Source organism: Cytobacillus spartinae, from assembly GCF_042865285.1.
GTDB classification, from domain to species: Bacteria; Bacillota; Bacilli; order Bacillales; family Cytobacillaceae; genus Robertmurraya_A; species Robertmurraya_A spartinae.
Map to the genome: position 1 here is coordinate 204,972 of NZ_JBIACK010000005.1, position 23,361 is coordinate 228,332.

A 23,361-nucleotide genomic window follows, 5' to 3' on the forward strand; every position below is an offset into this window, starting at 1 on the left:
GTTCATATAAAACGATGGAAATCTTCTTGAACCAACCCTTTATTTTGCCTCCATTTTTATTTCTTCGTATTTACCCAATTCTAATTTGATATCAACATCTTTTCCTTTTAAATACTTATCAAAAAAGGCAATGGTTGCATCATTGATGATTGTATGACCTTTTGTGACGTCTAGTTCTGGGGCAAGCAATTTTATCATTAGAAAGAGGTCGGCGAATGAATAATGATTGGAACCCCTTAGTTCGATTTTGTATGCGTCGTTTGATTGACTATCAAATGTCTCGTTGAAAGAATGAATAAATAGCTCTTGATGTTCGTTCATATCTTCAAGGGTTGTTTTTACATCTCCCATTCCGTCTATATCTGCTTGTGTAGTTTTTTGAGTATGAATAGCATCGTTAATCATGTGCATAAATGGTTTTTTGAAATCAAGTGTTTTAATATTCTCATACACTCTTCCATCCATATTAAATCCAGCTTTTATTCGGTCGTCTTTTACTAGTGCTCCTGTAATGGCTGAACCACCTAACGAATGACCCATGACTCCGATATTTTCTTCGTTAATCCTGTTTTTCAAAATCGTATCATTTGTATTCCAATCTTTTAGGGTATCAATCACATAGGAGAAATCACCGATACGAGCATCTAAGAGACGGTTATAATGCTCTTCATTTCCAAGATCATTTGTTAAAAAATCTTTCCCTTCCACTACTTTCCCATTTGGAAACGTTGTAAAGGATGCATTATGTGTATGATTGATCCCTATTACGATGTACCCCTGACTAGTTAATTCTCTTACTTGGAACATGCTTTGAAAGCGGGTAGCTAAATCCCCATGAGAGAAAATGACAACGGGATAGTTGTTTTCTTTCTCAGAAATAGGCTGTTCTCTGTAAATCTCCGTATTTCCGTACTTCGAATAGGCAAACACTGCGTCAGGCATCTTCATCAAACTAGAAAAAACCATTCCTAGCTCAGTTGGGTATTCTTCTTCTTTTACACCATTTGGTTTTTCAATCGGATACCAAACGTCTACGACAAACTCTCTTTTATCTCCAGATTCCTTTGTTGCAAGTTCTTCTCGTTCCTCATCAATCAGATGGAACGTTTTAACTCCGACTGAATATTCTCCTGTTGTTCCTGGTAAAGACAACTTAGGCATTACTGTCACTAAGACCATTGAGATCGTTACTAGCAAAATCGTAAACACAGAGGCTGTAATTTTTTTCTTTTTAGACGGCTTTCCTTTAGCAAGAAAAACTAATAATAGACCTGCTAGAAATGCCGGATATAATTGCCATCTTAACGGTTCTAAGAGTAAAAATGAAATGAACCCAATAACAGTAAAACCGATAAACAAAAAATAAACTCGTTTGTTCTCATTCTTTAAAAATAGCCAAACAAAAAGCCATAAAACAACTGTAATTAGTAATGATAATTCATAAAACATGATATTCCTCCAAAAAAAGTAATTTATTTTATCAACCTTTCTGTAACTAAAATAAATCACGAATATGAATGGAATATGAACAAATGGAAAAAATGTGAAATTTACACAAGAGAGTAGTCCTTTATGGAGGTAAGGTAAACTTGGAAGGGGAGAAATTGAATACACTTGTAGGAACCTTTATCCTTGTTCCCTAATACATCTGTTATAAATGGCGCATATTCAATGGTTACCTAAAATCAAAAAAGAGGCTTGGTGGTAGCCTCCTAAATACCATTTTTATAAAAATAGACCAACCATAGCAGCGGAAAGAAGAGAGGCTAACGTTGCGCCTAATAACAATTTAAATCCAAACTCTGAAATCACTTTGGCCTGCCTGTCATTAAGTGCCTTTACCGACCCAGCAATAATACCGATACTGCTGAAGTTAGCAAAGGAAATTAAAAAGGTGGATACAATTCCGATCGTCCTCTCAGATAAATTCGGCAACACTCCCTGTAATTGGGTCATTGCAACAAATTCATTTAAGACAAGCTTAGTACCCATTATTGCACCAGCTTGAACGGATTCGCCAATCGGTATACCTAACAAGATCGCAAACGGTGCAAAGAGGAATCCTAGTAATTCTTGTAGGGAAGTATTAAAGCCCACGGCATTCCCAACATTAGAGATAATCCCATTCACTGCAGCCATTAAGGCGATATATCCAATCAACATGGCGGCAACGATGACGGCTATTTTAGCCCCGTCAAGTATAGAGTCAGACAGAACCTCAAAAAAGTTTCCACGCTGCTGAACATTTTTTAGTTGGATCGTATCATCCTCTTTTTTTACATCAGATGGCATAAGAATGGTAGCAATAATCAGTCCACTGAACATATTAAGGGGAACAGCTGCTAGTACATACTGTGGTGGAACCATGGTCATATACGACCCCATAATAGAAGCGGAAACACTACTCATTGCACTGGCAGAAATCGTATATAGCCTTGATTTTTCCAAGTCATTCAAATGATCTTTTATCGCTAGGAATACTTCACTCTGTCCAAATACCATGGAAGCGGAAGCGTTAAAACTCTCTAGTCTAGGAAGGCGAGTTATTGCTGATACTCCTGCTCCAATAATTCGAATAATCCAAGGTAATATTCCGAAAAAGTTTAAAATACCAAGAATCGCAGAGAAAAAGATAATAATCAGTAGGACATTGAAAAAAAAGACAAAAGGTGATTCTGTAATCCCGCCGAAAACAAAGCTTACACCTTCTAATCCAAAGTTAATTAACGCCGTGAATATCGAAGAAATAAAATTAATGATGGTTTTTCCAATTGTCGTTTTAAACATAAACAATGTAATTAATACCTGTGAAATTAACATATAAGCAATGGATTGATATTTTATCTTTTTACGATCAGCAGATAATAGATAAGGGATTAATAAAATTATGACGATAGCAAGTAAATTCAATAAGATAAGCATAAGCTCCCCCCTTAGTTGTGTCGCTTATACTATCTCCATTTGTTTTTTATTTCATTAGGAAAATATTTTATAAATAGAACATTACACACGAAATTCAGATATTTACCCAAGTGTGCAAGATTAATAAAAGGTGTTCTAAGACAAATGGAGAAATAATAGAAAAGAAAATTTAGCAAGGATGTATAAATAAGATCCAAAAGGAGTTACTTAATGAATTCAAACCAGCATTCTAACAAAGAAAAAGCAGTGTCTTTCCTACAACTGGTTGCATCAGGTGAGGTCAGGGAAGCTTACCACCTTTATGTAGGCCCTAGTTTTTTACACCATAATCCTTTCTTTCGTGGAGATGCAGAATCTCTGATGTTAGCAATGGAAGAGAGTGAACGCAATAATCCTGAAAAAACATTGGAAGTTAAGCGTACTATTGAAGAGAGAGATCTTGTTGTAGTTCACTCACATATTAAACAACATTCAGAGGACCTAGGAGCAGCGGTTGTCCATATTTTCCGTTTTCAAGATAATCAAATTGTAGAAGCATGGGATATAGGTCAACCAATACCTGAAAATTCTCCTAATGAAAATGGGGTTTTCTAACAAGAATTCTGATAAAAGTAAATGTGGCTATTCTTCCAAGAAGGATGGCATTTTCTTTTTGAAGAAATTAGAGGATTATATAGAGTGTATAGATGATAAGAAAGAGAGTTGAATACATTTGGAAACTCAAGTAACGACAAAGCTTAACATACATAAGCCAGTAAATGAAGTTTTTGAAGCGATCGTAGACCCTATTAAAATCTGCAACTTTTGGTTTTCATCAAGTTCCGAAAGATGGGAACAAGGAAAGTCAATTACATTAAGATATGATGAGTACGGTGCAGAAGGGATTATACATGTAATAGAAGTCGATGAAAATAAAAAAATCGTGTTTTCTTGGGGGGCAGAAGCTGACCAGGAAACCGTTGTTACAATTTCACTTACAGAATTGGAAAATGGAAGTACTAGGATTGAAGTGAACGAATCTGGCTTTAATGAAGGTGACCCTGATCTAGTAAAGAAAATGCTAGGACAAAAAGAAGGCTGGGTATATATGTTAACATGTTTAAAGGGGTATTTGGAAAACGGTATTAGTAATTTAAGAGCATCGTTAATGCATTAGGATATGTTAAGGTCTTCTTTTTCAAAAAGGGGCTATAATGAATAATGGGATGGACCTAAAGGAACAAAGGAGAAGGTTATGACGATTATAAATAAACTAAATTTGAATAAATATAAAAATTTGGCGGTACTTAACCAGCCAAGTGACTATCATGTATTCGATGGTTATAGTATGAAATTATCTGGTGAGCATGATGCTATTTTCATCTTTATAAAAACAGTGGAAGAGATGGCGACCTTCACACAGAGGATTGTTAGTGAGCAACAATTACTTGAAAAAGGATACTTATTTTTTGCCTATCCGAAAAAAGGGAACAAAAAATATGACACGTTTGTTCACAGAGATGATATCTTTCCTGCGATGAAACTTGGAGAGGATGGATATGTAGAGAATAGCGATATCAAGTTTTCTCGTATGGTAAGCATGGACGATGTATTTACAGTCGTGGGATTAAAGCGAGAGAAAAAGAAAGCCCAGAAGTCATCAGCTGCAAGCCAGTGTGTTGCTGATTACGAGGATAATGTAAAAGATGTTGAAATACTTTTAGCGGATCACCCAAATGAACTCGAATTTTATAGAGAACTAACACCAGGCTATCAAAAAGATTGGGCTCGTTATATATTTTCTGCTAAGCAACAGTCAACACGGGAAAAACGCCAAAATCAAATGGTCGATATATTGTCACAAGGATATAAATCCGTTGACCTTTTTCGTCAAAAAAAGAGATAGGATTAAAGATTCGCGTATTTCAAAGCCATCGAAGAAATCGATGGCTTTTTTTAATTATGCTTCTAATGCTTCTTTCTGAACAGACACTTCAGCTTGTGGTTTCTTAATCACCATTACTATTAAGCTAGCTAGTACACAGAAAACTCCTGCCATAAAGAACGCCCAGGTGTACGAGTTGAAGAATTTAAAAATGACTCCTCCACCGAATGCGGCAACGGCAGAGCCGACCTGATGGGAAGCAAAAATCCATCCATATACAATCCCACTTTTCGCAACCCCGAAGATTTGCCGTGAGATATTAACGGTTGGGGGAACGGTCGCAATCCAATCAAGTCCGTAAAACAGAGAGAAGATGACTAAAAGGACCATCGATCCCTCATTTAAGGCGAAAGGAAGTAACATTAAGGAAGCTCCTCTTAGGCTGTAGTACCAAAAGAGCAACCATCTGTTATCAAAGCGGTCGGATAGCCATCCCGATAGAGTCGTCCCGATAAGATCAAAAACCCCCATAAGCGAGAGAAGAGCAGCAGCGGTTACCATCGGGATTCCGAAGCTTAGACAATAGGAAACAAAATGAGTGCCGATTAAACCACTTGTCGAGAGTCCACATATAAAGAAGCTTCCTGCTAACAGCCAGAATCCTTTTACCTTAACAGCTTCCATTAAGACGCTGAAAGCAACGACTACGGGGTTCCTTTTCGCAGGTTCACTGGGAACTTCCTCTTCTTTTTCAAGTCCGTATGGAAGAACTCCAGCCTCTTTCGGCGTATTCCTCATGAACAGCACGATTATCACAAACATCATAACCGCAAGAACTAATATTAAACTAATTGCCAAACGCCATGAATAGTTTTCAATGATGTACGCTAGAACAGGGAGGAGAATCAACTGTCCTGTCGCGGTACTTGCTGTCAATATTCCAATCGCAAGTCCTCTTCTTTTTTCAAACCATCGATTGGCAACATAAGGGCTTAAGACGGTTAAAAATAACCCTGAGCCGAGTCCAATGATAATTCCCCAAATCAAGATGAGCTGCCAAGTATCTTGCATCACGTATGTAAGGGAAATCCCTAGAAGCAAGGTGGACATCGCACCAATCATCATTTTCTTTAACCCGTAGGATTCAATGAGTGCGGCCATAAAAGGCCCTGAGAATCCATACAAGAAAAGACTGATGGCAAAGGCTAACGAAATCATCGAGCGATCCCAGCCGAACTCCTCTTCAAACGGGATTAGGAAAACCCCTGAAGAAGAACGAATGATTCCCGCAACTATAATCGAAAAAAACGCAATGATTAATATAATCCAGCTATAATGTATCTTTTTCATATGATCACTCAATTCATGTAAAGTCACGTAGCATTATTATATAGTAAAAAAATTCGAAAAACTTCACAAAAATCTCGACATCCAATAAAAAAGTTATTATTTGTTAATGAAACCGGTAACACCTTTATCTTTAAATAAAATCGCGTTAGGAGTATAATGTTTAGTGGAAATTGTATTTAATTTAGAAAAACAAGCATATGTAATTTAGGGGAGCAAGGGGAAAGGGGAATGAACATGAATATTGAAAAATTTCAAGAAAGCATGTACAAGCTGATTGTTGAAACATCTACGAAACTTCCTAAAGACGTTCGTCGCGCGATTAAAGCGGCTAAAGAGCGTGAAAACGCTGGAACTCGTTCTGCGATGAGTTTAGCAACGATTACAAACAACATTAAAATGGCAGATGACAATGTATCACCAATCTGTCAGGATACGGGTTTACCGACGTTCAAGATTAAAACGCCTGTTGGGGCAAACCAAATTGAAATGAAGCAAGCGATTTATAATGCAATTGCTCAAGCAACAAAAGACGGAAAGCTTCGTCCAAACTCAGTTGACTCGCTAACGGGGGATAATAGCGGTGACAACCTTGGACTTGGTCTACCAGTCATCAAATTTGAGCAATGGGAAAAAGATTATATCGATGCGCGCCTGATTTTAAAAGGTGGCGGTTGTGAAAATAAAAACATCCAATATAGCTTACCTTGTGAGCTTGATGGATTAGGTCGTGCTGGCCGTGACTTAGATGGGATCCGTAAGTGTATTATGCACTCTGTATACCAAGCGCAAGGACAAGGCTGTAGTGCTGGATTTATCGGGGTAGGGATCGGGGGAGACCGTTCTTCTGGTTATGACTTAGCAAAAGAACAGCTTTTCCGTTCAAATGACGATGTAAATCCACATGAGGATCTTCGTAAGCTTGAAGAGTATGTAATGGCAAATGCGAACGAGCTTGGAATTGGAACAATGGGATTCGGTGGAGAAACGACTCTACTAGGTTGTAAAGTTGGCGTAATGAACCGTATTCCAGCAAGCTTCTTCGTATCTGTTGCTTACAACTGTTGGGCATTCCGTCGCCTAGGTGTGGCAGTGAACCCTGAAACAGGTGATATCAACGAGTGGATGTACCAAGAAGGTGAAGAAGTTGATTTCGGTGCGACTGAAGCGGAAAAAGAAACAGCTGCTTCTGTTGAAGAAACAAATGTAGTTGAGCTTCAAGCTCCAATTACAGAAGAGCAAATCCGTGCGTTAAAAGTTGGTGACGTTGTTCGTATTAACGGAATGATGTACACTGGCCGTGACGCAATTCATAAATATTTATCTGATAACGATGCTCCAATTGATCTAAATGGTCAAATCATTTACCACTGTGGTCCAGTTATGCTGAAGGACGAAGACGGTAAATGGCATGTGAAAGCAGCAGGTCCAACAACAAGTATTCGTGAGGAGCCTTACCAAGGCGATATCATGAAGAAGTTTGGAATTCGCGCGGTAATTGGTAAAGGTGGAATGGGTCCTAAAACCCTTGCAGCTCTAGAAGAGTTTGGTGGCGTGTACTTGAACGCAATCGGTGGAGCAGCACAATACTACGCAGACTGTATCAAATCAGTGGAAGGCGTAGACTTAATGCAATTCGGTATTCCAGAAGCAATGTGGCACTTAAAAGTAGAAGGTTTTACAGCGGTTGTAACGATGGATTCACACGGAAATAGCTTACACCGTGATGTGGATAAATCTTCATTAGAAAAATTAGCTCAGTTTAAAGAGAAAGTGTTTAATTAAAGGGACAAGGGGACAGGTTCCGCGTCCCAGCATGTAGTGGGACAGCGAACCTGTCCCACTGTCCCTTAAAGGATAGACTGCATATGTGGTCTATCCTTTTTCATAGGAGGGGAAAGAGATGACAATTCAGCTTAACGAGATTCCTCAGCTGTTTCAAGAGCGCATAGGTAAAATCCATCATGCTTGGTCTCCTAAGCAAGGCTGGACCTCTAATGTTGTGGTACTAGAAAGCAATAATGGCCGATACGTAATCAAACGAGCGAACCATCCTAGATATAAGCACTGGTTAAAAAATGAGGCTGAAATTTTACAGGCCTTGGAGGAAACCGCTTTGCCTACTCCAAAGTTCTATGATTCCTACATAACAGAGAATGAGACCTGGGTGTTAATGAGTTATATCGAGGGAATCCCGTTAAGGCAGGCGATAGCAGAAACGGAACATAGGGAGAAACTTATAGTCGAGTTTGGGAAAATAGCAAGAGCACTACACAGGAGTCCAGTTCCTAAAATCTTTGATCAAAACGTAAATTGGTTAAGTGTCCAGTTACATAAAGCAGAAGTGGATCATTTGAAATATGGGAGCGACGACGGTTCTCCTGAATTGTTAGAAACCCTGAAGAATAATAGACCAAACCCAGTTGCACAAACACTTATTCATGGTGATTTTACCGTAGACAACGTCCTGGTCAATGGAGATAAGATTGTCGGTATCATTGACTGGAGCGGCGGAGCCTTTGGTGACCCGAGATATGATCTTGCTCTAGCGATTCGGCCGAAAGAAGTTATCTTTGAAAATGAGACTGATAAGCAGATATTTTTTAAAGCTTATGGAGCAGATCCGATCACAGAAGATGAATTTTTGTACTTTGAGGAAGGGTTGTATAGCTTTTTTTAAAGGTAGAATCAGTCGATGTAGGGGCGCAGTTTTAGCGCTCTTTTTTAATTTCTGGATAGGGATCGTGTGGTAGAATAAGGGAAAAAGTGAGGTGGAACAATGGGGAGTTTCAAAAACATATCCATCGGAAAAAGATTGCTGTTGGGATTCATCGTTTTCGTGATTTTTATATCTGTGAATTATTATCTTTATCTCTTTAAACCTAAGAATTCAATAGACTTGTATCAATCCATTTCCTTTGCGGACAATTTTGAAGATGCTCAAGGTTTAATGTTAGAGGGATACGAGGCAAATTTTAAGGAAGAAGATTATGAATATATGAAGAGTTTGGACACATCAGCGAACAGTGTTCGTCAATTTGCTCTTTTTGAATATGATGAAAAATCCTACCTTGTTATGACTTCACCAGGTACACAAGGAATCAAAAAGCTAAAGATTCTTGCAGTGGAGGAGTTACCCACAGAGATCAGGGACTACTTTCTTGAAATATCCCCTTAATCATTTTCTATAAAAGTTATATAAGGCAGTTTTACATAAAAGGAGAGGTGACCGTTGGAAAAAGAAATCAATGGTGTAAGAGAGTTAAAGGAAAAGAAACTGGTGGGATATCGTGTTGTTTGTAAAGATGGAACGGAATATGCGAAAGAGATTCCGAAAGCTGCCATAGTACTCGAACAACGCAAAAGTGAAATCAAGCAATTGGTTGAACCAGTTAAGCTAATTGGTGCATTTAAAGCGAAAGAGACAAGTGAAGAATACGATGGTTACTGGGTTTGTTTTGAAGTTCATAAGTTTGAAGATATCCCTGAAGAGATGGTAGGTCTACAAATTCCTTCACAAAAGGTTGCAGTTCTTGATTTTAATGGCCATCGTTCTAAAATCTTTAACGTATACACTCATTTACACGAGTGGATCAACGAGAATGGCTATAAGAGATTACCGGAAAAGTGGACATTAGAGATCTACTCTGAGTGGTCTGAAAGTGAAAATAAGGTGGATCTTTGTGATCCGATTGAATAGGACAGATAAGTTAAAAGAGTTCCAAAGGAAAAATCGCAGTGGAGGAAAAGTATGGAAAGAGTTTTACATGAAGTAGCAAATTGGATAAAAAATAAAAATGAAAAAATCATCATCGGGATTTCAGGGCACGGTGCAGCGGGGAAGACAACGTTTACCCAGAATCTTTTAACCTATCTTGGACATGATGGTGTGAGCTATTTGAATACGGACCCTTATATTATAGGCTCTCATCTTAGAAAGTACGCAGTTATTGATTATGAATATCAACATGAGCAACACCGCGATAAAATGACTGCTTGTCATCCTGCCGCGCACAATGTTTTCGCCTTAGAAAGAGACGTTCAGATGATAAGAGAAGGATTGGACTTTTATACGATGGGCACGCATTACTCAAAGAGTGAGTTATTTTCATCTCAAAGTAGCATTACTATTGTAGAAGGCATGACCGTTGCTTTTACGAACCCGGACTTATATGATTTGAAAATCTACTTCTATACAGATGGGGACACAGAGTTACGGAGAAGAAGTGTCCGTGATGTCTCGGAAAGAGGGACCGATATCAATTATTTAAGAAAATCTCATGAGGAACGAAGAATTCAATATGAACTGTTTATGCATCCTTACACCCGTAATTTTGATATCGTGATCAAAAATTCTAATGAAGAGTACGTTCTTGAAAAAAGGGATTTAAAATTGGGTTTATAAATCTTATCAAGATACAATCTGCCTTTATATAGCCTGTGAGCTTTAAAACTTGCTTCTTAAACAAGCAAAATGAATTTTTTTCTAATAAAAAGGGGAATTTAAGAGCAAATCCGAACAGTGGAGGGATTGTTCAAGATGAGTTCCCCGGAAAATGTAAAACTAACCTCATCAGAAATGGGTTCATTATGGGATGCCTATATTAATCACACACATAATATTTGTGTACTAGAATTTTTTAAAGCGAAGGCAGAAGATGATGAGGTTTCAAAGGTTTTAGATCATACATACAAAATAGCGATAGAATTAAAAGAAAAGTGTAAACAAAAGCTACAATCTGAAAATATACCAGTACCAACCGGCTTTAGTCAGCAGGACGTAGATGTTAGTGCCCCTAGACTGTTCCCAGATTCTTTTGCTTTAATGTACATAAAGAATATGTCTAGAGTTATGGTTGCAGCCTGTGGGTTAATGTATACAATGTCCACAAGAAAAGACATAAGAGAGCTTTATCATCATTGTTTATTACAAGCAACGAATGTTTTTGATGAAGTGAGTGATGTTCTTTTAGAGAAAGGCGTGTATACGAGACCGCCTTTTATTGAACCACCTAAAAGAGCAGATTTTATTGAAGATAAAGATTACCTAAATGGTAAAAATCTTTTCGGAGACCAGAGGTACTTAAATTCAATTGAGATCTCACACTTGTTTGCGAATATCGAGGCGAATGTGATTGGAAATTCCATTTCTAAGGCTTATGGACAAACTGCGGACATGCAAGAAGTAAGAGAATTCATGATGAATGCCGGACAATTATCAGAGAAAATAATTAATAAACTAACAGAGTATTTAACAGGGAGTCATTTGCCAGCACCTATGCCGTCTGAAACACAAGTGTATAGTTCATCCCATCCACCGTTTTCGGACAGGTTAATGATGTATGAACTAAGCGTATTAACAGCTGCTGGCATTTCTGATTATGCTAGTTCATTGGCGACAAGCATGAGGAATGACTTAAAGACCTTGTATATGGATTTATTTACAGATACTACAAAGTTAGGTGGCAAAGCGGAAAAACTAATGATTGAAAATCACTGGTTAGAACAGCCACCGCAACAAGACAAGATCCTTTACTAGTGGGGATCTAGGGTCAGACTCTTTTACTTAAAGTTATTGAGGTAGTATTTAATAGTGCTGTTAGAAGAGAAGTTAATGAATTATTTCATAAGTCAAATTAAGTGTTTACCCATCCTGAATGGGAATAAATAAGATAGCCCCATACTCTTCTTGGAGTAGGGGCTATTTTATCTTATTCTAAATTATCAATAGCGTATTGCGCCTCTTCCGGAGTACACTTTTCACCATATTCCGAAAATGATGGTGGACAGGGATTCCCATTCTTAATGTAGTAGACTTTATACTGCTCATTAGAACAAAAATTCTTATTTCGAAGACTTTGTGAAGAATCTTGCTTAAATTATGGTCTTATAGCTTAAGAAGGATTAAGAATGGAAATTATCGAATAAGTTTGTACCGATGAAATATGATAATCGGTCATCATTGACATTTTCGAAAATAAGGAAAATACGTACCATTAAAAATAAATTTAAAAGAGGGTTATTTAATGCCATATTCAATGGTTCATTTTGCAATATCGGTAGAAATAAGTGAATTAACACAAAAGCCTTTATCACCGGAATTCTTGCTCGGTAGTATTTCTCCAGATTGTATATATATCAGGAAAGACATGGGGAACGAAATTAAGGACGTAACGCATCTGAATTTTCTTTCTTTGAAAGGTGAAATAACGGATGAAATCGTGTTTGAACGTATGGGAAGATTCCTACAAACCTACGTGATCCCAAATGATCAAAAAAGAACGGAGTTTCTGGCAGGCTATATCTCTCATATTTTGGCGGATATCCACTGGACAGCAACAGTGAGCAGGGAATTTCGGAAACAAATTCCTACAAATTTATCGAGAAGAGAACAGTGGGATTTCTATCAAAATGAACAAAATCAAATAGATTTCGAACTTTATAGAACGGTTCCATGGAAGAATACTGTTTGGGAGCTGTTAACTGAGTCCACCCCATTTGAACTAGGGAATCTTATTAAAAGCGAAGATGTACAGGGGTGGAGGAATTTTTTATTAGAATACTTTGAGTCCGACGCAGAGCCCAAAATTATTCCAACCTATATAACTTCTGAACGTGTCCATCATTTCATCGGAACTGCAGCAACTTACGTCATCAGAATAATAGATGAGCTAGCTTTATACAAGTAGGAAAACTACTTCGATATGTAAGCGTAGCACATTCAGTTCAAGATTGTGAAAATTGCTCTTAACGGGGGTATATGGTGAACATGAAAAATGAAAACAACAAATCTAGTTGCTGCACAGTACAACGATAATTTTTGCTATAAGAGAGAGCCTGCTTGATAAACTGACGGTGCAATAGTAGACATTTATTAGCAGCTGTGAAAAAGTGAAAAAGCCGACCTCCAACTAGGAACATCGGCTTTTTCTAACACTCTGGTATTAAAGGGAGTAAATGGAGTACTAATACTACCGTTATGGGGACTGACCGCCACACTGACTACTTTGGAATGCATTGCAGCATAATTTTAGTAACATAGTGTTCCTTGTTGTCTTTTACCACCGTGTCATAGATATACTCTTCGTAGACGTAATCCCCTAAGACCATGTTTCGACGTTCCATCTCTGAAAGTAGACGCTTATATGTGTTATGAATGGTTTTCTCATCTCCAACATGATAGCCAATTAGAAACACCCCTTTTACGGCAGTAAAATAGGGATGTCCAGCTTTAGGAGTTGGTTGTTCTATATATAAATAACTATAGTTGGAGTATTCTCCCTTTAATACATGTTCGCGTTTCGTGATGACACCGATTGGATATCCGGTGTCTAGATGGTGGACGTTCAACTCATTGATAAAATCTGAAACGACCTCTACAAATTCTTCATTACTAACGTTTTCAATATTTCTACTTAAATAAAGGGCAGCTTCAGGCAAATTTTTCAGCGTAACGGTTTGAAAATCAAGGTGTTGCGCTTCTTCCATTAGTGCTATTTTAGCCTCAATCATTTTCTCCTTCGCTTCAATCTCCTGACGCTTTTTCTTAATCTCTTCTCTTTTTTGATACATAAGTGTCAAAAAGTTTTCGGGTGACTTGTTTTGCATATATTGTTGGATATCGTTCAGGGACATCCCAATATCCTTTAACAAATCAATCACGAAAAAGAGTTCAATCTGGTGAATGGAATATAACCGGTACCCTTTTTCGTTTTTCATGACCGGGGACAATAGACCGATTTGATCGTAATAAAAAAGGGTCTGCTTGTTTACCTTACAAAGTTTCGCAAATTCACCTGTTGTTAAATACTTCTTTTCTTTTTTATTCATTTTTTTACAGCTCCACCATTGACTATATAGTTACTATATACATTAGCATATGATTGTAAAGAAACGGAAATCACACCGTTTTTAAAGTTAAGTTTTGTTAAGGAGAAAAAGAAAATGAAGTCATATAAAGTCACCTTGGGATTATTGCTGTTGAATTTGTTTATTGCTTTTTTAGGGATTGGTCTCGTCATTCCTGTCTTACCAACGCTGATGAATGAATTAGGGATTACGGGGACAACGGTTGGTTATTTAACAGCAGCTTTTGCTTTCGCTCAACTGATTGTTTCGCCTATGGCAGGGAAAGCAGCGGATAAATTCGGTAGGAAAATTATGATCGTAATCGGTCTATTTATTTTTGGTCTATCAGAATTTTTATTTGGAATCGGAAAGGAAATTGAAGTTCTGTTTATTTCTCGTATTTTAGGTGGAATTAGTGCTGCCTTCATTATGCCAGCTGTTACGGCTTTTATTGCGGATATCACCAATTCAGATACTCGCCCGAAAGCACTTGGTTATATGTCAGCGGCCATCAGTACTGGTTTTATCATTGGCCCAGGAATCGGTGGATTTTTAGCTGAATTCGGAACACGAGTCCCATTCCTGTTTGCAGGTGGACTTGGTGTATTTGCTGCAATCCTTTCCATTATCCTGTTAACTGAGCCAGAACGGTCAAAAGAAAATCAGGATCAAGGATTAGAAAGCAAGATCAACTATAAGCGGATGTTGGCGCCAAAGTATTCCTTTGCGTTTATCTTAATTTTTGTAGCTTCATTTGGATTAGCGGCTTTTGAGTCATTCTTTAGTTTGTTTGTGGACCACAAGTTTCAATTTAAACCTTCGGATATAGCCATTGTCATCACAGGTGGTGCGATTTTTGGAGCAATATCACAGGTTATTTTATTTGATAAGCTAATCCGAATTTGGGGTGAAATTAAACTCATTCGATACAGTTTGTTATTATCAGCCGTACTGGTTTTCTTAATGACGGTGGTTCATTCTTATTTTTCCATTTTACTAGTTACCTTTATCGTGTTTGTTGGATTTGATTTATTCCGACCAGCGGTTACTTCCTATCTTTCCAATATTGCTGGTAATGAACAAGGGTTCGTTGGTGGAATGAACTCGATGTTTACTAGTTTAGCTAATATAAGTGGACCGATTATTGGAGGGTTATTGTTTGATATAGATATTAACTATCCTTACTATTTTGCGACGGTCATTGTATTTTTAGGTGTAGCTTTAACGTGGTTATGGCAAAGGTCAACAGTAAAATCGACCAATAAAGTGAAAGTTCCTGTTGCAGAACTTTAATGATTGAAAAAAGAAGGCCATCAAGGACCTTCTTTTTTTGTTACTATAAAATACTTCAAAATTTACTACAGAAAGCTTTTGTGCTTCTTGTGTCCATACAGGAGCAGACATTAAAGCTACAGTATAAGAAAAGTAGAGTAAGAACACCTGAACAGAAAAAAATAGGGGATCCATGGCTAAAGAAGATCGATGAAAAGTATTCTATTCTAAGTCGTTGGAAAATTGTTTTAGCACAGGAGACAATCACATATTTTGAGTTGTTCTAGTATATTGGCTCGCACAAACTTGTCCTTTTCGCATTTCCTATTACTAGTTAGGAGAGAAGGAGGTGCAAATCAAATGCCTTGTATTTTAGAAAACTTAACTCAACCAGTTTGTCTTACCCTAATCTACAATTTAAGTAGTCGCATACTTGTAGATTCTTTCATTGACTGTGGCGCATGTAAACTGGAAACTGAATTAGATCCTGTAAGTAGAAATTTAACGATAAGAGTTCCATTAATTGTTGAAGGTGAAGTGACATTTACGGATAATCCATTCGTATCTGGTTGTGTTACAACAGGCGTTCGATTAGGAACAAGATAAAAGATCTGTAATTAGTAAGGAAAGGTAGATTTGTGATTCTACTTTTCCTCCTTTTGATAGCCAATTTGTCGACAAGTGCCTGGCACCTTTGAAAATCCCCATTGATTTATCCTTATTTCTGTTACCGAAATCGGCAGTTTACTAGAAGAATAGAAACGACTATCCTAAGAAGACAGGAGGGATGTTATGTCCATTATTTGTTTGGAAGGAGCAAGTGCAGTAGGGAAAACGACTACGGCTATTGAAATTGCAAGAAAGACGAATACATATATCATTCCAGAGGTTAATCTTTTATACGAGCGACCTAAAAAAGAAACAAAAACGTGGTATTTAGAACGTCAGGTGGAGCGTTGGCAAATAGCACAAGAAAAAAGTAAAGAATACGATACAGTCATTCTTGATGGTGATTTGTTTCAACCATTAAGTTACAACTGGTGTTTTGATTTTAACTTGTTTAATCAAAGTTTAGATTTTTTGTATGAGTTTTATCTGAGGGAAATAGGAGCAGGTAGAATAGGCTTTCCAGATAAGTATTTTTATTTACATACGAACCAAGAAAATCTGAGGGATCGCAAGGAAAACGATCGCACTAGAAAAAGAGGGAATTTTGAGAAGCACTTAAAGATTATAGAGCCACACCAACGATATTATATGGCTTTAAATCTATTTTCACCTGGTTATGTTAAAGAGATGGAAGCAAAGAGCATAGACGAAAATGCGAATGTAATTATTGGTCATTTACCTTCATCTACTTTAAGTGGGGATTTAGAAAAATTGCTTGATAATATCGTAAGTTGGTTAAGAGAGAACAAGGCTTAGCATACTTTGTAGGCTAAACGAGGGCTTTACTTCAAACGGAGGTATATTAATAAGAATAGTTAAAACTGTACTCAATCTGGAGGTGTATCCTATTAAAATCGACATTGGGATTTTCCCTCAAAGTTATGTTTCTGATGAACCAGAAAGCGGTGGTTATTTTCCATTTGCCATTGATGGTGAGATATCTTATCTCTATGATGTCTCTTTTGTAGAACGAAAAGATGAAAAGGATGTAGAAGCGTTTGTATCAGCTTGGATGAGAGAACTAGATCAATTTCCCATATTCTCTTTTTTGAATGCTTCGATTTTCATCAAAAAGAAATTGAAGATGAGTGTAAGTTGAATTCCATTGAATATACGGAGTTTAAGTGGGGAGAGAATGACTTTTTCATTAAGGTAAAGGTTGAAAATATGGACCAATTTAATGTGATTTTTCCCTATGCATATGCGAATGGAAGTATGAATAACTTTGCTTGTGTATCTCTTGAAGAAGATGTATTCAGAACGGGTGAAAGAAAGTTTTAGAATATATGGGGAAAAAATGAATATATAGAAACACCTATTATTATGCTTAACGAGGATCAAAGCGTTTTTTGGATTAATTATGACGGAGATAGTATGGTTCTGATCTCAAACGATCAAAGATATTCTAAGTTATCATTAGTGATAAAAACTTTACCTAAGGGCACTGATTATTCGGTTATTGAATTCGGTGAATAAAAATGCAGGGACAGAGAACCTGTCCCCCTTGTTTCTTTTATAGAAAGAATAGAGAGGCTGCCACACCTATAACCCCAATGCCTGCAAGGGAATAAACGGGTTTCACTGGCATCTCGCCACCGTTCTCCATGGCTTTCCCAAACATATAGAACACAACAGGGTGAACTAAAAATGGCATGGAGAAAATAAATGGGATCAATAAGGCTGCATTTGTACCAAACATGCCACCTTGAATGGCGGCAAATAATCCGAAGTGAGATATAGCACTAGATTGAGCCATAGCTGAATAATTAAAAGGCATATCACTTAAACTTAACAACACTAAACCTCCGAAAACAGCGTAAATTTGCCAGCCAAATGAAAATTGAATGAGCGCATTTACTTCTTTTTTATCATTACCATTGGCTTTTCGCAGATTACGAAGAGACCAGATGGTCAATGCGACTCCTAAAGCACCTAATAGTAATGAAGGCAAGATCCATAAGCTTCCTCGGTCAGCACTAATGGCAAGAATAGAAAATACAAAAATATGTCCAAAGAAGGGGATATTGATCATAATGGGTGCACGATTAGCAGCAATTTTTCCAAAGTCTCCTGCTGTACATGCCCCTGTTAAACCAGAGTGTGATAACGACCCAGCCATCCCAGGTGCAAGATTTCTTGTATTTGCTGTTTTTGCAAAAAACATTAGTAATGCAATGCCACCAAACATCCAAAATAGTTGTCCAAAAAATCCATAGAAAATAACCGAATTCATTCCCTCGATAGAAAATGCCTCCCCAATACGAGATCCACCAACCATAAAGTTACCTGCTAGAACAATTGGAATACCGGCAAATAATAAAGCTCGTACAGTTGGACCAAATGTCCACTCAAAGAAAAGGGCTCCTAATCCTGCTGCAATCATCATCGCAAAAAAGATTTGTGGCAGTGAGATGATGGAACTAATCCATACAGAAATATGATAGGACAGGAATAATACTGCAACGAGTAAAAGCATCTCCACTACACCTTTTTGTAAGTAGACGCGCTTATCTTTAATAGTCGCTTTATTGTCAATAAAAATGATTGCACCGATTATCCCAATATAGGCAATGAGGGGGTAGTAGTTTGCTGGGATGGTTGAAGAACCTGTATTCAATATAATTCGAGTCAGTCCTTCAATCCCAAATAAAATAAAGAAAGAACGAATGATAAAAATTAATTGTGTTCTTGATGTACCGAGGATTGTTTCTTCACTTGAAGGAATCACAAACTCATCCTCAGTCAATTCTTTGTTTCCGAGGATTTTTCTTAATTCTTGTCCTCCTACAAAGAAGGTTGCTGTTAGTGCAATTATGGTAGTATTAGCCATTAAACCAACAAATGCGAATTCCGGAAGGCCAGGAGACGCAACGCCGCTTAATACAAGTAGGTAGCCCATCGTTAACCCAAAAATAACGATAATTAGAATAGGTGAAAACCTTGTACCTGCTACAACTGTGCGGGAAACTAACACCATCGGAATCAGAAATATTAAAATAAGCCAAAACTGATTTAGTAATTGTAGATGAGTAACTTGATTTACGATGTCCATATCTTAGCTCCTTTGTGTTAGTTTGCTCAAAAAAAACCATATTATAGCCTAATAAAATGGAAGGTTATGAAGTATGTAATCGAATAATTTACTATAAATTCGATTAAACGGCTGTAATTCTTTAAAAGGATTATGGAACTAAGGAGTAGGATGCTCAAAAGAAACTATTTTTAAAATGACTCGTATGATTAATAGTTGGCTATAAAAAAATACGAGGAGGTTATTTAATGAAGCAATTTGAATACAAAGTGGAAAGCATACAAATTCAATTGAAGGACGGAAATGATTTCAATACAGCCATGACTGAAAAGTTGAACTCTCTGGGTAAAGAAGGATGGGAATTAACCGGTGTTAATGGGATCGTTTTTTATTTTAAGAGGGAAATTTGCTAGCTTTTGCATCTATGCTTATTGATCTATTAGGTTATGTTGCATTTAGTTATTAAATGCCCCGTACCGAGAGGAAGGACAACAGGACTGAAGACGTACAAAAGAAGGATCCCTGGATCCTTCTTTTCATGATAAATTAATATAACGTTTGCTTTTGTGTCCCATCTGTTTTTATTCGATAAATCATTTTTTCGGTTCTAGTGTAGTAAATCCAGTCTTCAAAAATAATGATATTCGTTACAAACTCTTCATTCAAATAGGTCTTCTCTGATCCATCAAGCCTCATTTTATAGAGATCACCACCAGGTACACTAACCGTAGTATAGTAAATCCAACCATTTGATACATTTAAATTAGAAGCAGGAACATCACTCAATCTCATTATAGAAGATCCGTCGATTTTCATCCTGTAAATTCGACTTTCATCGGCTGGATTTCTAAAGTATATCCAATCCCCTTGAATGAGCATGCTATATACACCTGTATCGTTTAATTTCGTTCTTTCTGTTCCATCAATGTTTACCCGATATGGCTTTTGCTGATTAGATACATTTTGATAATAAATATAATTGCCGATAAGGTTAATGGTAGAAGATTGATCTTCATTTAGCTTTGTTCTTTCAGTGCCATTTACTCGAATCTTATATATTTTTGCACCATCCGACTGGTTTACGTAGTATACCCAGTCACCTCTTACCAAAATATTCGTTGAACTATCATCATTTATTTGTGTCAGTTCTGTTCCGTCCGTTCTTATTTTGAAAATCCTTCCATTATTCCAGCCACTTCTAAAATAAACCCATCCATTTAATATATTTATATAAGATGGATCTTCATAGCTTGCTAGCAGTGTCTCCATCGTTAAATCTGTTTGCTTTTTCATTAAAGCTCCGTATACTTCTTGACCTTGACGCTTATTAAAATATATCCACTCATTCTCTTTTCCCAAGAAACCAGTGTTCATAATATTGCCAGCTGTATTCCCTTGTTCAGCCAACTGAGTGTTGTTGATTAGGGTCTTTAAGTATTGGTTTTCGGCCGTGAGGGATTCCACTCTACTTTTCAATTCATCATAATCAGACGTAACGTTAATTACTTGATTTACGGGGTCCCACACAACATTTGCCCCAACTCTACTAAACTCAGCGATGGGCACATAAATAAAAGGATAAGTAGCTCCTTCAGGCTTGAAATTTAGTACAGGATACAATCCAGCATTAATGTTAACACCATTTACATTAATAGGGCGTGTTGCAGTATAGGCTGTTACAGGCTTATATTGAAGTTGTCTTGCTTCTCCCACGCTTGGTTGATTCGGGATTAAAAGTGTTTGACCGATATATAACACTTGGCTGTCAAGCTTATTCATAAGAGCAATACGTTCTATAGTGGTGTTAAACTTCCTGGCTATGGAATGTAAATAATCACCGGGTTGAACAATATAAAGAGTATTATGATGTTTATTCATACTGCACCCCTCATTTGGAAAGTTCATCAACTTATCATATTCCTAGGTAAATGATGTTGTGCGTATGAAACATTAATAGAAACAGTATTAATCAGTTACTAAAACCGGTAAAACTAGCTCGTAAGTGATTGATATAAAAAAGGGAAATGTTCTCTTCGCGAACATTTCCCTTACCCTTCATTTCAGAGATTAAGCCTCTTCCTTCTCTATATCTGTTTTTTTCCAAAGCTCCCCTGGCCAGAAAGAGTACTTTCCAAGCACCGTTGTAATCGCAGGTACAAGAAGTGGTCTTACAATAAAGGTGTCTAGCACAATTCCAATAGCTGTCACTGTTCCAAATTGAACTAGCACTTGAAGAGGGAGTACAGCTAATACGGCGAACGTTCCTGCAAGAATAAGACCTGCAGATGTAATCACACTACTTGTTTCTTCAACTCCTTCTGCGATGGCCTGTTTTAAAGGCATCTTCCTTCGGTTTTTCCAAATGCTCGAAATCATAAACAAGTTATAATCCCCTCCGAGAGCAACAAGGAAAACAAATGCGTAAAGAGGGATTAGGCCTTGCATGGCTTCTGCACCATAGATGTAATGAATGACAAGCCAGCCTAGACCAAGTGCGGATAAGAATGATAGTCCGACAGTAAATAATAAATAGAGCATTGCTGGAATCGATCGCAAATAGACGACTAGTAGTAAAGCAATAATGGCCAACACAACAGGAATAATCACATTTTGATCACGACTAGTAATCTGTTCAGTATCATATAACGTCGCGGTTTCTCCACCTAACCAAACTTGTTCTTCTGCTTGAGCGATACCTGTTTGAGTTAATACAGTTACTACTTGCTCTTTTAACTCAGGAATAGCAGAAATTGCTTCATCTGAGAAAGGATTTATTGAAAATACAATCCTATATTCCATAATATCTTTATTTAATTCCCCAGATACTGGATCACTTACACTTTCTACATAAGGTAATGAAGTAAGAAGTTCCTGAACGGAAACGTCTTGTCCGTCTGTATCCACAAGCAATTGTACAGGCGCAATTTCTCCAACAGGGTAGTGCTCAGATAATAAAGTATTTCCTTCTCGGGACGGCATATCCTCTGGGAACGATTCAAACACCCCATACGTATATTCAATTTTAGGAACGAAGACGGCTAGCACACAAAGAAATACGACAGTGATTGATATAATCGTCCACGGTTTATGTGTCACAACACGGCCTGCTGCTCTGCTAAAAGCACTGCGATAGTTAGGTCTTCGAACGGGTTTCCCTCTTTTTAATTCAAGCTCTTTGTACATGGACTCCGTTCTTGGAATAAATGGGAAAAATGCTACTCGACCAAGCATGGCTAGAAGGGCTGGTAACAAGGTTAAAACGGCAATTCCCATAATAATAATAGCCACGCTAAACGGAACAGCAAATCGATCATAAGAAGCATAGTGTGCTAACCCTAGAGTAAAGAGACCCAGTGCTGTGGTTAAAGCACTCATGAGAATGGCCCCACCGGAATTGGAAATTGCTAAGTGAAGGGCTTTGTATTTATTCGCTTCAAGTTGCAGTTCGTCGCGATACCTTGACACTAGAAAAAGACAGTAATCGGTTCCAGCTCCGAAAAGCAAGACGGTCATAATAGAGATAGCCTGAGCATCAACCACAATCCATCCTTTACTTGCTAAAAATCCTAGCAACGGGCTAATGATTCCATATGCAAATCCTACACCGATTAAAGGTACTAATGCTAAGATGATTGAACGATAAAGAATGACTAATAAAAATAAGACCAATAAGACCGTTGCGATTAATAAGGTCACATCTGCTTGGCTGAACAATGCTGTTGCGTCTGTTTGAATAGCGACTGGTCCTGTAAACCGAACATGCAAACCATCCTCTGACAGTTCTTTAGAAAACAAATCTTCCCCGACAAGAGTAGTGATCTTCTTATTTAACACATCCAGGGATTCTTGTAATTCATCAACCGAAGCCTCGGTTTTGTAAAAAATCGGTGTAGAGAGTGCTTCGCCATCTTCGGATGCTATCTTCAGTAATGCTTGTGGCGGAGCATTACCAAAGTCAGGAACCATGGATTGAGAAGGAAGAGGATTTTCTTTTAAATCCTGAAAGAAAGCTTGTATGTAACTATAATCTTCTGTCTTTAACCCACCATCACGGTACCATACCACTAATAAGGGTACTCCGTTTTCATTTGGAAACTGTTCTTCGGAGATCCTCTCAGCCTCCACAGACATCGCTGAATCTGGAAGTAGTTGACTAGAATTTGTCTCTTCATTATTAACTTGTGGCCACATAATGGATAACAAACCTACAATAGATACCCATACAATCAAAGTCAACCAACGACTTCTAGAGCCAGCAACAACCTTACCCAACTTAAAAAAATTCATATGTTTCTCCTCCTAGAGAGATTATCCATTTGTTCTTAAATTATATATACTGGTCAGTTAATTATCAATGTTTATTTCTGTGCTATAATAAATACGATTCAAACATAAGGAGAGGACAAGC

The 23,361-nt window shown here is 37.5% G+C and carries 24 protein-coding genes; 16 read left to right on the forward strand and 8 right to left on the reverse strand.

The window, feature by feature from the left end; genetic code table 11:
* Positions 1-39: 39 nt before the first annotated feature.
* Both ACFYKX_RS12890 and ACFYKX_RS12895 read right to left on the reverse strand, forming a co-directional pair.
* Positions 40-1,449, reverse strand: a complete 1,410-nt coding sequence (locus ACFYKX_RS12890) for an alpha/beta hydrolase family protein (RefSeq protein WP_389361453.1) — start codon at positions 1,447-1,449, stop codon at positions 40-42.
* Between the two features lie 276 nt (positions 1,450-1,725).
* Positions 1,726-2,922, reverse strand: coding sequence for a NupC/NupG family nucleoside CNT transporter (locus ACFYKX_RS12895; protein ID WP_389361454.1), 1,197 nt, complete (start codon positions 2,920-2,922; stop codon positions 1,726-1,728).
* Between the two features lie 210 nt (positions 2,923-3,132).
* On the opposite strand from ACFYKX_RS12895, the gene ACFYKX_RS12900 reads away from it, so the two are divergent.
* From ACFYKX_RS12900 to ACFYKX_RS12910, 3 genes are all read left to right on the forward strand, one after another.
* On the forward strand, positions 3,133-3,516 hold the full coding sequence (locus ACFYKX_RS12900) for a nuclear transport factor 2 family protein (RefSeq protein WP_389361455.1): 384 nt from the start codon (positions 3,133-3,135) through the stop codon (positions 3,514-3,516).
* A gap of 118 nt (positions 3,517-3,634) precedes the next feature.
* The gene (locus ACFYKX_RS12905) at positions 3,635-4,078 is read left to right on the forward strand and encodes an SRPBCC family protein (RefSeq protein ID WP_389361456.1); all 444 of its coding nucleotides are present in this window, start codon (positions 3,635-3,637) and stop codon (positions 4,076-4,078) included.
* Positions 4,079-4,156: 78 nt separating this feature from the next.
* Positions 4,157-4,807, forward strand: coding sequence for a YdeI/OmpD-associated family protein (locus tag ACFYKX_RS12910; RefSeq protein WP_389361457.1), 651 nt, complete (start codon positions 4,157-4,159; stop codon positions 4,805-4,807).
* Positions 4,808-4,861: 54 nt separating this feature from the next.
* Here ACFYKX_RS12910 and ACFYKX_RS12915 read toward each other — a convergent pair whose 3' ends face one another.
* Positions 4,862-6,136, reverse strand: a complete 1,275-nt coding sequence (locus ACFYKX_RS12915) for an MFS transporter (protein WP_389361458.1) — start codon at positions 6,134-6,136, stop codon at positions 4,862-4,864.
* A 234-nt stretch (positions 6,137-6,370) separates the two neighbouring features.
* Here ACFYKX_RS12915 and ACFYKX_RS12920 point away from each other — a divergent pair, with 234 nt between their 5' ends.
* The 6 genes from ACFYKX_RS12920 to ACFYKX_RS12945 all read left to right on the forward strand — a co-directional run bounded on the left by ACFYKX_RS12920 (position 6,371) and on the right by ACFYKX_RS12945 (position 11,672).
* On the forward strand, positions 6,371-7,918 hold the full coding sequence (locus ACFYKX_RS12920) for a fumarate hydratase (protein WP_389361459.1): 1,548 nt from the start codon (positions 6,371-6,373) through the stop codon (positions 7,916-7,918).
* 118 nt (positions 7,919-8,036) lie between these two features.
* Positions 8,037-8,813: a phosphotransferase family protein gene (locus tag ACFYKX_RS12925; RefSeq protein ID WP_389361460.1), complete on the forward strand. Its 777-nt coding sequence runs from the start codon at positions 8,037-8,039 to the stop codon at positions 8,811-8,813.
* 99 nt (positions 8,814-8,912) lie between these two features.
* Positions 8,913-9,311 (forward strand): hypothetical protein, encoded by a 399-nt coding sequence (locus ACFYKX_RS12930; RefSeq protein ID WP_389361461.1) that lies wholly within the window; start codon positions 8,913-8,915, stop codon positions 9,309-9,311.
* 54 nt (positions 9,312-9,365) lie between these two features.
* On the forward strand, positions 9,366-9,833 hold the full coding sequence (locus ACFYKX_RS12935; protein ID WP_389361462.1) for a GyrI-like domain-containing protein: 468 nt from the start codon (positions 9,366-9,368) through the stop codon (positions 9,831-9,833).
* Positions 9,834-9,884: 51 nt separating this feature from the next.
* Entirely contained in the window at positions 9,885-10,538 is a 654-nt protein-coding gene (locus ACFYKX_RS12940; RefSeq protein WP_389361463.1) for a uridine kinase family protein, read from the forward strand.
* A 135-nt stretch (positions 10,539-10,673) separates the two neighbouring features.
* Positions 10,674-11,672, forward strand: a complete 999-nt coding sequence (locus ACFYKX_RS12945) for a DUF3231 family protein (RefSeq protein WP_389361464.1) — start codon at positions 10,674-10,676, stop codon at positions 11,670-11,672.
* 172 nt (positions 11,673-11,844) lie between these two features.
* Here the strand turns inward: ACFYKX_RS12945 and ACFYKX_RS12950 are convergent, their stop codons facing one another.
* The gene (locus ACFYKX_RS12950; protein ID WP_389361523.1) at positions 11,845-11,940 is read right to left on the reverse strand and encodes an Ltp family lipoprotein; all 96 of its coding nucleotides are present in this window, start codon (positions 11,938-11,940) and stop codon (positions 11,845-11,847) included.
* Positions 11,941-12,159: 219 nt separating this feature from the next.
* Between ACFYKX_RS12950 and ACFYKX_RS12955 the strand changes: the two genes are divergently transcribed.
* The gene (locus ACFYKX_RS12955; protein WP_389361465.1) at positions 12,160-12,822 is read left to right on the forward strand and encodes a zinc dependent phospholipase C family protein; all 663 of its coding nucleotides are present in this window, start codon (positions 12,160-12,162) and stop codon (positions 12,820-12,822) included.
* A gap of 313 nt (positions 12,823-13,135) precedes the next feature.
* Here ACFYKX_RS12955 and ACFYKX_RS12960 read toward each other — a convergent pair whose 3' ends face one another.
* Positions 13,136-13,963: a MerR family transcriptional regulator gene (locus tag ACFYKX_RS12960; RefSeq protein ID WP_389361466.1), complete on the reverse strand. Its 828-nt coding sequence runs from the start codon at positions 13,961-13,963 to the stop codon at positions 13,136-13,138.
* Positions 13,964-14,077: 114 nt separating this feature from the next.
* On the opposite strand from ACFYKX_RS12960, the gene norA reads away from it, so the two are divergent.
* The 5 genes from norA to ACFYKX_RS12985 all read left to right on the forward strand — a co-directional run bounded on the left by norA (position 14,078) and on the right by ACFYKX_RS12985 (position 17,203).
* Positions 14,078-15,274, forward strand: a complete 1,197-nt coding sequence (gene norA / locus ACFYKX_RS12965) for a multidrug efflux MFS transporter NorA (protein WP_389361467.1) — start codon at positions 14,078-14,080, stop codon at positions 15,272-15,274.
* A 339-nt stretch (positions 15,275-15,613) separates the two neighbouring features.
* The gene (locus ACFYKX_RS12970; RefSeq protein WP_389361468.1) at positions 15,614-15,859 is read left to right on the forward strand and encodes a hypothetical protein; all 246 of its coding nucleotides are present in this window, start codon (positions 15,614-15,616) and stop codon (positions 15,857-15,859) included.
* A 186-nt stretch (positions 15,860-16,045) separates the two neighbouring features.
* Positions 16,046-16,678, forward strand: coding sequence for a chloramphenicol acetyltransferase (locus ACFYKX_RS12975; RefSeq protein WP_389361469.1), 633 nt, complete (start codon positions 16,046-16,048; stop codon positions 16,676-16,678).
* Between the two features lie 82 nt (positions 16,679-16,760).
* Positions 16,761-17,021 carry a hypothetical protein gene (locus ACFYKX_RS12980; RefSeq protein WP_389361470.1) on the forward strand — a complete coding sequence of 87 codons (261 nt, stop codon included), beginning with the start codon at positions 16,761-16,763 and terminating at the stop codon, positions 17,019-17,021.
* Positions 17,018-17,203, forward strand: a complete 186-nt coding sequence (locus ACFYKX_RS12985) for a hypothetical protein (RefSeq protein ID WP_389361471.1) — start codon at positions 17,018-17,020, stop codon at positions 17,201-17,203. Before ACFYKX_RS12980 ends, ACFYKX_RS12985 begins: the two co-directional genes overlap by 4 nt.
* A gap of 232 nt (positions 17,204-17,435) precedes the next feature.
* Here ACFYKX_RS12985 and ACFYKX_RS12990 read toward each other — a convergent pair whose 3' ends face one another.
* The gene (locus tag ACFYKX_RS12990) at positions 17,436-18,974 is read right to left on the reverse strand and encodes a hypothetical protein (RefSeq protein WP_389361472.1); all 1,539 of its coding nucleotides are present in this window, start codon (positions 18,972-18,974) and stop codon (positions 17,436-17,438) included.
* Between the two features lie 227 nt (positions 18,975-19,201).
* On the opposite strand from ACFYKX_RS12990, the gene ACFYKX_RS12995 reads away from it, so the two are divergent.
* Positions 19,202-19,366, forward strand: coding sequence for a hypothetical protein (locus tag ACFYKX_RS12995; RefSeq protein WP_389361473.1), 165 nt, complete (start codon positions 19,202-19,204; stop codon positions 19,364-19,366).
* 133 nt (positions 19,367-19,499) lie between these two features.
* Here the strand turns inward: ACFYKX_RS12995 and ACFYKX_RS13000 are convergent, their stop codons facing one another.
* Positions 19,500-20,831: a DUF5050 domain-containing protein gene (locus tag ACFYKX_RS13000; RefSeq protein WP_389361474.1), complete on the reverse strand. Its 1,332-nt coding sequence runs from the start codon at positions 20,829-20,831 to the stop codon at positions 19,500-19,502.
* A 189-nt stretch (positions 20,832-21,020) separates the two neighbouring features.
* Positions 21,021-23,240 (reverse strand): MMPL family transporter, encoded by a 2,220-nt coding sequence (locus tag ACFYKX_RS13005; protein WP_389361475.1) that lies wholly within the window; start codon positions 23,238-23,240, stop codon positions 21,021-21,023.
* Positions 23,241-23,361: the final 121 nt, after the last annotated feature.

What these genes read in the sequence shown, in the direction of transcription:
- ACFYKX_RS12970 (WP_389361468.1), top strand. Translation starts at nt 15,614, where the DNA reads ATGCCTTGTATTTTAGAAAACTTAACTCAACCAGTTTGTCTTACCCTA.
- ACFYKX_RS13000 (WP_389361474.1), bottom strand. Translation starts at nt 20,831, where the DNA reads ATGAATAAACATCATAATACTCTTTATATTGTTCAACCCGGTGATTAT.
- ACFYKX_RS12995 (WP_389361473.1), top strand. Translation starts at nt 19,202, where the DNA reads ATGAAGCAATTTGAATACAAAGTGGAAAGCATACAAATTCAATTGAAG.
- ACFYKX_RS13005 (WP_389361475.1), bottom strand. Translation starts at nt 23,240, where the DNA reads ATGAATTTTTTTAAGTTGGGTAAGGTTGTTGCTGGCTCTAGAAGTCGT.
- norA (WP_389361467.1), top strand. Translation starts at nt 14,078, where the DNA reads ATGAAGTCATATAAAGTCACCTTGGGATTATTGCTGTTGAATTTGTTT.
- ACFYKX_RS12940 (WP_389361463.1), top strand. Translation starts at nt 9,885, where the DNA reads ATGGAAAGAGTTTTACATGAAGTAGCAAATTGGATAAAAAATAAAAAT.
- ACFYKX_RS12915 (WP_389361458.1), bottom strand. Translation starts at nt 6,136, where the DNA reads ATGAAAAAGATACATTATAGCTGGATTATATTAATCATTGCGTTTTTT.
- ACFYKX_RS12930 (WP_389361461.1), top strand. Translation starts at nt 8,913, where the DNA reads ATGGGGAGTTTCAAAAACATATCCATCGGAAAAAGATTGCTGTTGGGA.
- ACFYKX_RS12960 (WP_389361466.1), bottom strand. Translation starts at nt 13,963, where the DNA reads ATGAATAAAAAAGAAAAGAAGTATTTAACAACAGGTGAATTTGCGAAA.
- ACFYKX_RS12910 (WP_389361457.1), top strand. Translation starts at nt 4,157, where the DNA reads ATGACGATTATAAATAAACTAAATTTGAATAAATATAAAAATTTGGCG.
- ACFYKX_RS12900 (WP_389361455.1), top strand. Translation starts at nt 3,133, where the DNA reads ATGAATTCAAACCAGCATTCTAACAAAGAAAAAGCAGTGTCTTTCCTA.
- ACFYKX_RS12990 (WP_389361472.1), bottom strand. Translation starts at nt 18,974, where the DNA reads ATGGACATCGTAAATCAAGTTACTCATCTACAATTACTAAATCAGTTT.
- ACFYKX_RS12920 (WP_389361459.1), top strand. Translation starts at nt 6,371, where the DNA reads ATGAATATTGAAAAATTTCAAGAAAGCATGTACAAGCTGATTGTTGAA.
- ACFYKX_RS12890 (WP_389361453.1), bottom strand. Translation starts at nt 1,449, where the DNA reads ATGTTTTATGAATTATCATTACTAATTACAGTTGTTTTATGGCTTTTT.
- ACFYKX_RS12945 (WP_389361464.1), top strand. Translation starts at nt 10,674, where the DNA reads ATGAGTTCCCCGGAAAATGTAAAACTAACCTCATCAGAAATGGGTTCA.
- ACFYKX_RS12955 (WP_389361465.1), top strand. Translation starts at nt 12,160, where the DNA reads ATGCCATATTCAATGGTTCATTTTGCAATATCGGTAGAAATAAGTGAA.
- ACFYKX_RS12895 (WP_389361454.1), bottom strand. Translation starts at nt 2,922, where the DNA reads ATGCTTATCTTATTGAATTTACTTGCTATCGTCATAATTTTATTAATC.
- ACFYKX_RS12925 (WP_389361460.1), top strand. Translation starts at nt 8,037, where the DNA reads ATGACAATTCAGCTTAACGAGATTCCTCAGCTGTTTCAAGAGCGCATA.
- ACFYKX_RS12975 (WP_389361469.1), top strand. Translation starts at nt 16,046, where the DNA reads ATGTCCATTATTTGTTTGGAAGGAGCAAGTGCAGTAGGGAAAACGACT.